Source organism: Peribacillus sp. FSL M8-0224 (assembly GCF_038003055.1).
Taxonomy (GTDB): Bacteria; Bacillota; Bacilli; order Bacillales; family DSM-1321; genus Peribacillus; species Peribacillus frigoritolerans.
The window spans coordinates 14,640-27,918 of sequence record NZ_JBBOOJ010000001.1; the positions used below are offsets into that span (position 1 = coordinate 14,640).

Sequence of the window (13,279 nt, forward strand, 5' to 3'; positions counted from 1 at the left end):
ACATAAAGGAAGGGTATAAATATGAAAAAGATTTCTTTGGATGTTTTCTTTATATTAATAGGAGCTTTTATTTTCGCTTTGGCAATAAATCTTTTCGTCATTCCCAATGAGCTTGGTGAGGGAGGAGTCACGGGGATAACCATCATTCTGTTTTATCTTTTTGAATGGTCACCAGGGCTGTTAAGTTTGATCATTAACGCTGTCCTGCTCATTGTCGGTTATAAATTTTTGTCGAAAATGACAACGGTATATACAATCGTAGCCGTTGCCTTTAATTCACTTTTCCTTCATTTAACCGAAAGTTGGACGATATCTTCAGATGAATTGGTCATCAATGCGATATTTGGCGGGGTTTTTGCCGGTGCAGGTATTGGCATGATCATTCGTGTTGGAGGAACTACTGCCGGTACGACGATCCTTGCCCGAATTACGAATAAGTATTTGGGATGGAGCTTAAGCTACGGACTTCTGTTTTTCGATTTAATCGTTGCGTTCTCATCTTATTTCATCATTGGCGCAGAAGGTCTGATGCTCACTATACTAATGCTTTATATTGGAACAAAAACGATGGAATTCATCATTGAGGGATTGAATCCGAAAAAAGCGATTACCATCATTTCAAAAGAAGCGGACCAGATTGCAAAACAAGTAACCGAATTGATGGACCGGGGGGTCACTGTTTTTAGTGGTCATGGATACTATACAAAAGAATCCAAGGATATTTTATATATCGTTATAAGTAAGCAAGAGGTACTAAAGTTAAAGAGAATAGTGCAGTCAACGGATAGCAATGCTTTTATAGCCATACATGATGTTCGGGACGTATTCGGTGAAGGTTTCCTGGATATCTCGAAGTCCTGATGGTAATAATGTATAAGCGAAATGAAAAGGCCTAATTAGGCTTTTTTATTTTGCATGGCGAAAAATCTATAAATTCTGAATAATTTGTTATATTATGTAAGTAAGAAACCACACACCCTGAGGAGTGCAGCCATTAAATGTGGAGGTGTCCAAGATGATCCTTTTAAAAGTGGATGACAGAAAGTTTGGGAAAAGCAAAATCAAGTACAGTGTCGTTGATAAGGAAACGAATGAATTGATCATTAGCGGTGTGTTTAAGGAATTTGGACAAGCAAGCGATAAATATTATGAATTGAAGGATGAATACGGTCCTTCCAATGTGAAGATGATATTGAAGTGAAAAGAGGGGGACCGACGGGTTTCCCTTTTTTGTATAATGCCGGGAATGAAAATGCCCGTACAATAAATAATCGGATAAAGGAATAATCAAAGGTTTCTGAATCATATAATTAGATTAAGAGAGTTCTTAACATCCTTTTTTTACAATATACTACAATTTTATTGTAAAGTATGGAATTTGGTGGTAATATAAAGCGCATAAATGTAAACGTTTGCAATGTTTTTGTGAGGAGGTGATGTAAAAGAAGTACGATAGACTATGAATTTTATAGAATGAATGGCTTTTATTTTACTAATTTTATGCAAACGTTTTCTTAAAATTGCATGAATATTATGAGAAAAAGGGAGAGTGGGTAGGCATGAAGCGTAAAAAATGGTACGGGGGAATTCTTACTGTTTTATTGATTTTTAGTGTGATTTTGGCTGGATGCTCTTCTTCAACTGGCGGAAACAGCGACTCAAAGGATGTCGTGACGCTGGATATATTTCAATTCAAGGTAGAATTCAAGTCGCAATTCGAGACATTGGCAAAACAATATGAAAAAGAAAATCCAAATGTGAAGATCAAGGTATCGACAGTCGGCGGCGGAAATGATTATAAATCAGCCATTACGGCAAAGTTCGCTTCAGGTGAGGAGCCAGCGGTGTTTAACATTGGCGGACCGGTAGATGTCGCACAATATAAAGATAGATTAACAGATTTAAAGGACACGAAGGCTGCTGCTGCAGCACTTGACGGTACTTTGGATGGCGTGGAAGAGGACGGGCAAGTCCTTGGACTTCCATTTAACCAGGAAGGATACGGCTTGATTTATAACAAACGGATATTTAAAGAAGCCGGAATCAATCCTGATGAAATTACAAGTTATGAAGCCTTAGAGGCGGCAGTTAAGAAAATCGATTCACAAAAAGACAAATTGAAAATCGATGCAGTTTTCGCTTATCCGGTCAAAGAGAAGTGGGTGACAGGAAACCATTTATCCAATGTATTCTTATCACCGGAGTTTGATGGGAATGTGTTGGAAGCAAGTAAGGCATCGACGGTTAAATTCACGGATGGTGACAAGTTTAAACAATTGGTCGATATCCAAAATGAGTATTCCGTCCAGCCGACAGCAAGTCTTGATTACTCCCAACAAGTGGAGGAGCTGTTCTCGCTTGAAAAGGTTGCGATCATTCAGCAAGGTAACTGGGTGTATAACACAGTCTATGATATGGATCCTGAGTTAGCTGAAAAGGGAATAGGCATCATCCCGATTCCAAATGGAGACAATGCAGGCATGCCGGTCGGTGTACCGAACTATTGGGCAGTGAACAAGAAATCGGATGAAAAGGTACAGGAAGCAGCGAAGAAGTTCCTCGACTGGATGTATACATCCGAAGCAGGGAAAAAAGCCGTTTTGGAAGATTTTAAATTCATTCCTGCTTATGAAGGATATGATGTAGAAAAAATTGCCGATCCAATTTCAAAAGAAATTTATAAATACTCTCAAGAAGGAAATACGATTGGGTGGGTGTTTAATGGATATCCGGTCGGTTGGAATGATGATCTTGGTGCAAGTGTCCAAAAATACGTAACTGGTAAATTGACTTGGGAGGAACTTGTCCAACAGAACATTGAAAATTGGGAGAAGATTCATAGCAAATAAGAGTTGGGAAATGCAAGTGACCAATCGGCAGGAAAAACGTGTCGATTGGTTGTTCCTTATTATAGAAAAGCCGCTAAGGGATTCATCAAATAACCCAGTCATGATCTAACCCATTAACTATTAAATCATTTCAAGGAGGTCGGTTTCGTTGAGAAATCGGGATGCCGCATATTGGCTGTTTTTGACACCTGTTCTTGCTGCACTCATTTTGGTTGTGATCGTGCCACTCATCTACGGATTTTATTATTCCTTTACAAATTGGAACGGTTTAGGGACACCGGATTTCATCGGTTTTAAAAATTATATAGACTTGTTTACGGATAAAGGGTTCCTTGATACATTTTGGTTCACGATTAAATTTTCCGTAGCGGCAATTGTGGTAATCAATATCATCGGATTAAGTTTGGCCCTCATCGTGACTTCGAAAATTAAATCAAGCAACATATTGCGGACAGTTTTCTTTATGCCCAATTTAATTGGCGGCTTGATACTCGGCTTTATTTGGCAGTTCATTTTTATTAAGGTCTTCGGTGCGATTGGTGATTTGACGGGGATCGAAGCTTTTAATGGGTGGTTATCAACTACTGATACAGGATTTTGGGGATTGATCATTTTAACGTCTTGGCAGATGGCCGGATATATCATGATCATTTATATTGCCTATCTGCAGGCTGTTCCTGAAGACTTGATCGAAGCGGCAAAAATTGACGGAGCGAACAGCTTCCAGCGTTTTCGACATATAACTTTTCCGCTAGTGGCACCTGCTTTTACCGTCAGTTTGTTTTTGACGCTTTCCCACTCGTTCAAGATCTATGATCAAAACCTTTCTTTGACGAATGGAGCTCCCTATAATTCAACTGAAATGGTTGCGATGAACATTGTAAAATCCGCCTTCACCGAAAACGATATGGCATATGCACAGGCAAAAGCCGTTATCTTTTTCGTAATCGTGGCGGTCGTTTCGCTGACACAAGTCTATTTCAATAAAAAACGGGAGGTTGAGCTGTAATGAAGGGAAAATGGAAATTGTGGCTGATTGGATTCATCGGATTCATTTTGGCCATATTATGGCTCACTCCGTTTTATTTAATGCTTGTCAATGCTTTTAAAATGAAACGGGATATATTTGCCGATACATTGGGACTGCCTGAAACCTGGACATTGGAAAACTTCACTCAAGCTTTCGAGCAATTGGATTTCCTCCGGACTTTATTCAATTCTTTATTGATATCGGGCGTCAGTGTAGTCATCATCATCATCTTTTCTGCGATGGCAGCATACGCTCTTTCCCGAAACAAAAGTAAAATAAGTTCCCTGCTTTTCTTTGTGTTTGTAGCAGCCATGCTGATCCCGTTTCAGTCTGTGATGATACCGCTCGTTGCCCAATTCGGACAGCTTGGGATGCTGAACAAGGCTGGACTGATTTTCATGTATTTAGGTTTTGGCTGCAGTCTATCCATATTCCTATATCACGGTACCTTAAAAGGGATTCCCCTCTCACTTGATGAGGCAGCAAAGATTGATGGTGCAAACCGATTTCAAGTATTTTGGTATATCATATTTCCACTATTAAAGCCGATGTCCATTACAGTTGGGATCTTGAATGTCATTTGGATATGGAACGACTATTTGCTGCCATCCCTTGTTATTGGCGGCGCGGGATCGGAGACCATTCCACTTAAATTATTCTTCTTCTTCGGACAATATACGAAGCAATGGCATCTCGCCTTGGCTGGACTTACTTTATCCATCATTCCAGTCATCATTGCGTACTTTTTTGCTCAGAGGCAAATTATTAAAGGAATTGCAGATGGAGCCGTTAAATAACTATTTAAATATAGGGAATATTAAACCATGTGCGGTGAACGGGGAGTGTTGATGAATTTGTCTGTTACTATAAAAGACGTTGCCAAAAAAGCAAATGTCGCTCCATCAACGGTATCGCGTGTAATCCATAACAGCCCGACAATCAGTGAAAAGACCAAGCGCAAGGTACGCAAGGTATTAAAGGAAATGGGCTATCATATGAATGAAAATGCCCGGAACTTAGTCACGAAGTCAACTAAGGCCATTGGGATCGTCATGAAAAGTTCGGCAAGGGAATCACTTTATAATCCCTTTTTTCCCGAAGTGATCCGGGGCATCGGGGATTTCTGTAATAAAGAAGGGTACAGTCTTTCTCTGACTACCGGCGAGACGGAGGATGCCATCTTTGAGGATGTCGTGAAAATGGTCCAGGGCAGAAGAGTGGATGGCATGATTGTTTTGTACTCTAAAAAGGACGATAAAGTGGTGCCGTATTTATTGAAGCAGGGCTTCCCGTTCGTTTTGATCGGGAAGCCAAGTACGAACATGAGCGGTATCACATTCATTGATAACGATAATGTTCAAGCGGCCAGGGAAGTATCGGAGTTTGTAATCAATCTTGGACATGAGCGAATCGCCTTTTTAGGAGGCAGCCCCGAGTTTGAAGTGATCCAGGACCGCTTGACAGGCTTTCAACAAGCGATGGAACAGGCCGGGGTGGATGTGCGACAGGAATATATCAAATTGATTCCTTTAAATCGAACGGATGGAATAAAGGCGATTGACGAATTGCTGGAATTGAAGGAGGCACCAACCGCTTTTTTGGTTATGGATCTTTTATTGGGTGTGCTCTTACTTGGAGTGTTAGCCGAAAAGAACTTGAAAGTGCCGCAGCAAATAAGCGTTGTCTGTTTTAACCACTCAGAATTCATAGAATTTTTAAGTACCCCGCTGACAACGGTTGATATCCATACGTATCAGTTAGGGTATGAAGCCGCAAAATGCGTGTTCGATCTTATTGCGAATCCGGAAATGATGGAAAAGAGCATCAGCATTCCTACCAAAATCATAAAGCGGGAGTCGCATTTTGTTGCTGAAAAGGAAATTAAATGAAAATTGTAGAAATGTTTTACCAATTAAAGCTTGATTTTTGCTAACATAAATTTACAATATAGATTATCACTATTATTTTTGAAAATTCATACTTTCTAAGGTCGATAAGTATGTTCTTATATTTTGATCATCCCTAACGCAAACGTTTGCGTTTTGAATAAAGAGGTAATAGTTAAACATCAAAACAAGTTGTGATTCTTGAATGGAGGAGGTTGTTCATGAGAGTCCTTGTATGGAATGAGTTTCGCCACGAGAAAACAAAGCCCGAAGTAGCAAAAGTATATCCGGATGGCATCCATGGTGCAATTGCCGGCTTTTTACAAAGTGAACAGGTCGAGGTGAGGACCGCTACTCTCGATGAAGAAGAGCACGGATTAACCGAGGAAGTACTGGAACGAACCGATGTACTGCTTTGGTGGGGTCATGTTGCACATGATGAAGTTCAAGATGAAATCATTGCAAGGGTTCACAAGCGAGTACTCGAGGGAATGGGTCTCATCGTCCTCCATTCTGGTCATTTTTCAAAGATCTTCAAACGATTGATGGGAACGACTTGTGATTTGAAATGGCGGGTGGCGGATGAAAGGGAACGGCTTTGGGTAGTCGATCCGAGTCACCCTATCGTTGATGGAATCGGAGAATATATTGAGCTTGAAAAAGAAGAGATGTACGGGGAACATTTTGATATTCCTGCACCAGATCAATTAATATTCGTCAGTTGGTTTGAAGGCGGGGAGATATTCAGAAGCGGTTGCACGTATCAGCGGGGTAAAGGGAGGATTTTCTATTTCCGTCCAGGACATGAAACATATCCTACCTACCATAATCCGGAGATTCAACGTGTGATTAAAAATGCCGTTGATTGGGTCAAGCCGGAATTTGGAATCGCAACGAACTATGGTAAAGCCGAACCGTTGGAATCCATCTCATCCAAAGAGCTGAAGTGAAGGAGAGAACAAAATGGGCATAGTGAAGGTAGGAGTCATTGGATGCGGGAGTATCGCAAAAAACAGGCATTTTCCGGAGTATGAATCACATCAGGAAACGGAGATCATTGCCGTTTGTGATATTGTGCCGGACCGGGCGAATGCAGCAGCACAAAGGTATGGAGCGCAAGCATATACTGATTATATAGAACTTTTGAAGAATGAGGAGATTGAAGCGATCAGTGTATGTACACCGAATTACCTGCATGCACGCATCACGGTTGCGGCCTTGGAAGCGGGTAAGCATGTCCTATGTGAGAAACCAATGGCTACTTCTTTAGCAGACGCTGAAAAAATGAATGAAGCAGCAGCGAAAAGCGGCAAAATACTAATGATTGGTCATAATCAGCGATTTGTTCCCTCTCATCAAAAAGCGAAACAGCTTATTGAGAGCGGGGAGGTAGGGAAGGTCTATAGCTTCCGGACGGCTTTTGGACATTCCGGGCCGGAAACCTGGAGCGTGGACGGACTGGAAAGCTGGTTTTTTAAAAAGGATCAGGCGGTCATTGGTGCAATGGGCGATTTAGGCGTTCATAAAGCTGATTTATTACGGTATATCCTTGGAGAAGAATTTGTTGAAGTGGGAGCCTTTGTGGAAACGACTGCCAAGAAAAACACAGACGTTGATGACAGTGCGGCCTGTATCCTCCGGACGGAGAACGGTATCATCGGAACTCTTACCGCCAGCTGGTCTTATGCAAAAGAAGACAATGCTACGGTCATTTATGCGGAAAAAGCGGTATTGCGCCTTGAAGACGATCCGAAATACTCACTGATCATCCATCATGATAATGGAAAGACAGAAACCATCCAATTAGGAAGCATCCAGACTAATGACTCAGAAGGACAGCATGATTCCGAAGTGATCAGCCACTTTGTAAAATGTGTGGTGGACAATGAGGAGCCTCTTGTCTCAGGAGTTGAAGGATTAAAGTCATTAAAAGTCATTCTTGGCGCGATGGAATCAAATGCATCCCGAAAAATCATCCGCTTATAAAGGGGTTAAAAGTCATCATGTACAAATTAAAAATGGGTATTATCGGTGCTGGCGGAATTGCCCAAAAAAGGCATATCCCAGCTTTTCAAAAATTTCAAGATAAAGTGGTTTTATACGCCATTCAGGATATAGATGAAATGAAGGCGCGGGAAGTGGCGCGGGAATTTCATATCGAAAAGGTTTTCACCAATTATGAAGAAATGTTTGCTGAAGTGGATGCCGTTACAATCGCAACACCAAACAAGTTTCACGCGGAGATTTCCATTGCTGCCCTGCAAGCGGGTGTACATGTGTTATGCGAAAAGCCGATGGCCATTACAACCGAGGAATGTTTAGCGATAACCGAGGCTGCAAACATATCCGGTAAAGTGTTATCGACTGCCTATCATTACCGCTTCATGAAGGAAGCCCAGGCTGCAAAGAAAATGATTCAGGCCGGTGAAATCGGTGAACCTTATGTAGCGCGTGTACAGGCAATCAGGCGGCGCAAAGTCCCTGGCTGGGGAGTTTTTACAAGCAAGGAATTGCAAGGCGGGGGAAGCGTGATCGATTACGGCTGCCATTTGCTCGATTTGGCATTATGGCTGATGGATGACCCAGAACCGATTGAAATCGTAGGTTCGACATATAATTATGTCAGTAAGGGTGTCGATCAGGTCAATTTATGGGGCAATTTCGATGCCTCGGTATTTGAAGTGGATGACCATGCCACGGCATATATCAAATTTGCCAACGGAGCATCTCTATTATTCGAAACTTCTTGGGCCGCGAATATCCGTGAAGAAGCAACTGTTTTGAGTTTATCCGGAACGCAGGGCGGACTTGATGTGTTCCCGCTGGTCTTGAATCAGGCTAAGCACGGCATGCTTTTAAACAGTGAGGCAGTATGGATGCCAGGGGAGGATACACCAGACCTGCAACAGGCAGAGAACTTTATTAATAGCTGTCTGGGGTTGGCAGAACCATTGGTAAAACCATCGGAAGCCATGAAAGTTTCGAAAATAATCGAAGCGATTTATCAAAGCTCGGCAAGTGGGAAGGTCATGAGCATAAATTAATGAAAAGGTGAGGTGGGGCATGTGAAATTAGGGATCTTTACAGTGCTATTTGCTCAAAAATCATTCGAGGATATGCTTGATTATGTCGCGGATTCCGGATTAAAAACAGTTGAAATCGGTACAGGCGGGTATCCAGGGAATATCCATTGTCCACTCGATGAACTGCTCGAAAGTGAAGAAAAGCGCCAAAAATACCTCGAAGCCGTTCAAACAAGAGGGTTAACGATCAGTGCATTCAGCTGCCATGGCAATCCAATCTCTCCTGATGAAGCCTTCGCTAAAGAAAGTGATGAAACACTGATCAAAACAATCAAGCTTGCATCCTTACTGAACGTCCCGGTCGTCAATACCTTTTCTGGTACAGCGGGTGATCACGAAGGAGCTAAATATCCAAACTGGCCCGTCGCCCCATGGCCGAATGAGTATACAGATGTGCTGAAATGGCAATGGGAAGAAAAATTGATCCCTTATTGGAGGAAAGTGGCCGCCATTGCCGATGAACACAATATAAAAATCGGCCTTGAACTGCATGGGGGCTTTCTCGTCCACACACCCTACACCTTGTTAAAACTGCGGGAAGCTACATCTGATGCGATAGGCGCCAACCTTGATCCAAGCCATCTTTGGTGGCAGGGCATCGAACCAGTAGGAGCCATCAAAATCCTAGGGAAAGCGGGAGCAATCTACCACTTCCACGCAAAAGACACATACCTGGATCAGGATAACATCAATATGTATGGATTGACCGACATGCAGCCTTATGGCAATATCCAGAGCCGTGCCTGGAACTTCCGCTCTGTAGGATGCGGCCACAGCCTGCAAGAGTGGTCCGACATCATGAGCGCCCTTCGCACATACGGTTACGATTACGTCGTCAGCATCGAACACGAAGATCCGCTGATGTCAGTTGAAGAAGGATTCCAACGGGCCGTAACCAATCTGAAAACTGTACTCATCAACGAAAGTCCAACTGATTTATGGTGGGTATAATTTTGAGCCGATAACGAGCAGCCTAATGCAGGTTGCTTTTTATTTTCGCCCTTACTCGTGCAAAAGTGGATAAGTGGAATTCACGAGTAAAAGTGCGGAACTCACGAGTAAAAGCGTGAAATTCACGAGTAAAACAGCATAATTCACGAGTAAAAGTGCGAAACTCACGAGTAAAAGCGTGAAACTCACGAGTAAAAGCGTGAAACTCACAGGTACAAGTGAAATTCACGAGTAAAACAGCATAATTCACGAGTAAAAGTGCGGAATTCACGAGTAAAAGCATGAAACTCACGAGTAAAAGCGGAATTCACGAGTAAAACAGGATAATTTACGTCGGATGTATCCAATGGAGAGAGCTGGTTTTTTAAAAAAATCAATTTGACAGTCACCCTACTGCGTGTTACAACATACATTGTAGTAAGTAACGCAAGATACCGATATCACCGAGTAGTGAAGTTGCAGAAATATTTTTAAGAAAAAAAGTTGACACCTCCGCTACTCAGTGTTACAGTTTAGTTGTAATAAGTAATACTAAATAGCGTGATTTCCCAAAAGCTATTCAGGATAAAAATTCCCCTCGGAACTACGCTATAATATAAGTCACAAATAGAGGAGGCTGAACATGGAAAATTTAACTGAAATGCTGAAGGGTTCGCTGGAAGGCTGCGTGCTGGAAATCATCAGCCGCCATGAAACCTATGGCTACGAGATTACCCGCCGCCTGAATGAGCTTGGGTTTACTGAAGTCGTGGAAGGGACGGTCTATACCATCCTCGTGCGATTAGAAAAGAAAAAACTGGTGAACATAGAGAAGAAACCGTCAGATATGGGGCCGCCCCGCAAGTTTTACTCACTTAATGAGGCTGGACGCCAGGAACTTGAATTGTTTTGGGAAAAATGGGATTTTGTATCATCAAAAATCAATGTCTTAAAGTCAATCTAGCTTCATAAGATATTCCGTACGCTATTTTTGGAGTGTCTTGTTTATAAAAAAGGAGGAAAAATAACATGATGGAATTATTCAAAAAAATGATTGGTGATAAAAAAGAGTATAAAATGATGATGGCACGGGTTGAAGCTCTGCCAGAGGACTACCAATTTGTATTTAAGAAAATTCAAAACTATATGTGGAATTTCTCAGCGGGCAACGGGATGGATATGCTGCACATGCAGTATGAATTAATCGAGTTGTTCGAAGCCGGTGCTGCGGAAGGCAGGCAAGTGCTGGAAATCACTGGGGACGATGTGGCATCCTTTGCCGACGAACTAGTGGCAAATGCTAGAACCTATTTCGCCAAGTATCGTGAGGATTTGAATGACAGTATCATGAAGCGATTGGGAAAAAATAAATTCAATAAATAATTCCGACTGAATAGCTGGTTACAAATGTGAAATGCCACCTTCGCTATTCAGTTATATTTTAACTCGGTAGTAAGTCATACAGATTATCAGTCAGACTAAATAGAGAACTATAGGCAATTTAGTTCCGCTAGGCGCTCGGAAGGATAAATACGAATCTTACAAGCGGCATTACTGCGCTATTAAAAGGAGGAAAAAAATATGAGCAATGCAGTGATTTCAGTAAAAGGGTTAAAAAAGTCATTTAAAGACAATGAAGTCTTAAAGGGGGTGGATTTTGAGGTGCGGCGTGGCGAAATTTTCGCACTGCTGGGCTCAAATGGAGCGGGCAAGACGACGACGGTCAACATCCTCTCGACTCTGATGAAGTCCGATGGCGGCGAAGTAGGTATTTGCGGCTTTGACGTTCAACGTGAACCGGATCATGTTCGCCAGAGCATCAGCCTGACAGGGCAGTTTGCAGCTTTAGACGGCATGCTCACCGGGCGGGAAAACCTGCTGATGATCGCCAAGCTGCGGGGAGTTTCCAATCCCGCTCAAGTCGCCGACAATCTGCTTGCGAGATTCAGCCTGACCGATGCGGCCAACCGCCGGGCGGATAAATATTCCGGCGGGATGAAGCGCCGGCTTGACATCGCCATGAGCCTGATCGGGACGCCAGCAGTCATTTTTCTCGACGAACCGACGACAGGGCTTGACCCCGAAGCGCGGATTGAAGTCTGGGATACAGTTAAGGAGCTAGCTGGAGGAGGCACGACAATTCTGCTGACGACCCAGTACCTTGAGGAAGCCGAACAACTGGCGGACCGTATCGCCATCCTGCATGGCGGAAAGATCATCTCGACCGGGACCCTTACCGAACTCAAGGAGATGTTCCCGCCAGCAAAGGTAGAGTACATCGAGAAGCAGCCGACATTGGAGGAAATTTTCCTCGCAATCATCGGCAAAAAGGAGGAGTTGTAAATGAATAACAAAACAGGGGTATTACTAGGGCGTTTAATGCGCAATATCATGCGCAGCCCGGATACAATTATCACGGTGGCGATTACGCCGATTATGATGATGCTGCTGTTTGTCTACGTATTTGGCGGCGCCATAGAGGCAGGCACGGACAACTACGTCAATTATTTATTGCCGGGAATCTTGCTGATGGCTATCGCATCCGGCGTCGCTTACACTTCCGTACGGCTGTTTACGGATGTAAAGAGCGGGTTGATGGCGCGTTTCATTACCATGCCCATCAAGCGCTCGTCGGTATTGTGGGCTCACGTGTTGACCTCGCTTGTATCCAATTTGCTTACTGTCGTCGTGGTTATCCTCGTCGCACTCTTGATGGGCTTCCGTTCCAGCGCTGATATCCTGGATTGGCTAGCGGTAGCTGGAATAATCGTGCTGTTTACGCTGGCGCTGACATGGCTGGCGGTCATTCCTGGATTGACAGCGGGGTCTTTGGAAGGGGCGACAGCCTACTCATACCCGCTGATTTTCCTGCCGTTTATCAGTTCGGCCTTCGTCCCCACCGAAACCATGCCTAAAATTGTCCGTGCGTTCGCCGAGAACCAGCCAGTGACTTCAATCGTGAATGCGATTCGTGCCCTTTTGTATGAAGGGTCTGTTGGGAACGATATCTGGATTGCGCTTGCCTGGTGTGTCGGCATCATGGTCATCGCTTACTTCTTCGCCAGTAAAGTATTTAAACGCCAGTTCGGGTAAGTACACCATTATCGGGATTGGTCATTTCATAGTCAGCTGATGCGATGAATGCATCACATGGAAGATTGCTTAAATGCAGAGGCAACCTTCGATGAAATCATGGAAACCTTAAAATTGGTATGATTGGTATCTGCCACTTAACCCATAATGAGATTTGCCATACTTGCTTTAGAAGAATTTACAGCAAAAGGGTAGTGGTCATTCGCAGAGGAGAAATGAAAAGAATAAAGCACATAGATGTAATTGGCTGGAAATAGATTCAGAAACAAAACCAATTCCTTTCATTATCATAAAATGCGTGGAACTCACGAGTAAATCGACGTAATTCACGAGTAAAAGTACAAAATTCACGAGTAAAAGCGTAAAACTCACGAGTAAAAGCGTAAAATTCACGAGTAAAAGTACAAA

The 13,279-nt window shown here is 43.0% G+C and carries 14 protein-coding genes; all 14 read left to right on the forward strand.

Annotation, left to right across the window (positions count from 1 at the left end):
* Nucleotides 1–21: 21 nt before the first annotated feature.
* On the forward strand, nt 22–861 hold the full coding sequence (locus tag MKX49_RS00080) for a YitT family protein (protein WP_034305961.1): 840 nt from the start codon (nt 22–24) through the stop codon (nt 859–861).
* 154 nt (nt 862–1,015) lie between these two features.
* Nucleotides 1,016–1,201 carry a hypothetical protein gene (locus MKX49_RS00085; RefSeq protein WP_340874155.1) on the forward strand — a complete coding sequence of 62 codons (186 nt, stop codon included), beginning with the start codon at nt 1,016–1,018 and terminating at the stop codon, nt 1,199–1,201.
* A 358-nt stretch (nt 1,202–1,559) separates the two neighbouring features.
* A complete protein-coding gene (locus MKX49_RS00090; protein ID WP_251542459.1) occupies nt 1,560–2,849 on the forward strand; it encodes an ABC transporter substrate-binding protein in 1,290 nt (429 codons plus the stop codon).
* Nucleotides 2,850–2,997: 148 nt separating this feature from the next.
* Nucleotides 2,998–3,858, forward strand: coding sequence for a carbohydrate ABC transporter permease (locus MKX49_RS00095; protein WP_034305954.1), 861 nt, complete (start codon nt 2,998–3,000; stop codon nt 3,856–3,858).
* Entirely contained in the window at nt 3,858–4,676 is an 819-nt protein-coding gene (locus MKX49_RS00100; protein WP_034305951.1) for a carbohydrate ABC transporter permease, read from the forward strand. Before MKX49_RS00095 ends, MKX49_RS00100 begins: the two co-directional genes overlap by 1 nt.
* 57 nt (nt 4,677–4,733) lie before the next feature.
* Nucleotides 4,734–5,768: a LacI family DNA-binding transcriptional regulator gene (locus MKX49_RS00105; protein ID WP_034306559.1), complete on the forward strand. Its 1,035-nt coding sequence runs from the start codon at nt 4,734–4,736 to the stop codon at nt 5,766–5,768.
* 218 nt (nt 5,769–5,986) lie between these two features.
* A complete protein-coding gene (locus tag MKX49_RS00110; protein ID WP_034305948.1) occupies nt 5,987–6,715 on the forward strand; it encodes a ThuA domain-containing protein in 729 nt (242 codons plus the stop codon).
* 13 nt (nt 6,716–6,728) lie between these two features.
* A complete protein-coding gene (locus MKX49_RS00115; RefSeq protein WP_048686706.1) occupies nt 6,729–7,751 on the forward strand; it encodes a Gfo/Idh/MocA family protein in 1,023 nt (340 codons plus the stop codon).
* Nucleotides 7,752–7,768: 17 nt separating this feature from the next.
* On the forward strand, nt 7,769–8,809 hold the full coding sequence (locus tag MKX49_RS00120; RefSeq protein ID WP_034305944.1) for a Gfo/Idh/MocA family protein: 1,041 nt from the start codon (nt 7,769–7,771) through the stop codon (nt 8,807–8,809).
* A gap of 21 nt (nt 8,810–8,830) precedes the next feature.
* On the forward strand, nt 8,831–9,799 hold the full coding sequence (locus MKX49_RS00125) for a sugar phosphate isomerase/epimerase family protein (protein ID WP_048686708.1): 969 nt from the start codon (nt 8,831–8,833) through the stop codon (nt 9,797–9,799).
* Nucleotides 9,800–10,421: 622 nt separating this feature from the next.
* Nucleotides 10,422–10,742, forward strand: a complete 321-nt coding sequence (locus MKX49_RS00130) for a PadR family transcriptional regulator (protein WP_033796096.1) — start codon at nt 10,422–10,424, stop codon at nt 10,740–10,742.
* A gap of 65 nt (nt 10,743–10,807) precedes the next feature.
* Nucleotides 10,808–11,161 carry a DUF1048 domain-containing protein gene (locus tag MKX49_RS00135; protein WP_034305937.1) on the forward strand — a complete coding sequence of 118 codons (354 nt, stop codon included), beginning with the start codon at nt 10,808–10,810 and terminating at the stop codon, nt 11,159–11,161.
* Nucleotides 11,162–11,359: 198 nt separating this feature from the next.
* Complete coding sequence (locus tag MKX49_RS00140) at nt 11,360–12,121, forward strand: ABC transporter ATP-binding protein (RefSeq protein ID WP_048685510.1); 762 nt, start codon at nt 11,360–11,362, stop codon at nt 12,119–12,121.
* On the forward strand, nt 12,122–12,871 hold the full coding sequence (locus MKX49_RS00145) for an ABC transporter permease (RefSeq protein ID WP_048685514.1): 750 nt from the start codon (nt 12,122–12,124) through the stop codon (nt 12,869–12,871). It begins immediately after the preceding gene.
* The last annotated feature ends 408 nt before the right edge of the window (nt 12,872–13,279 follow it).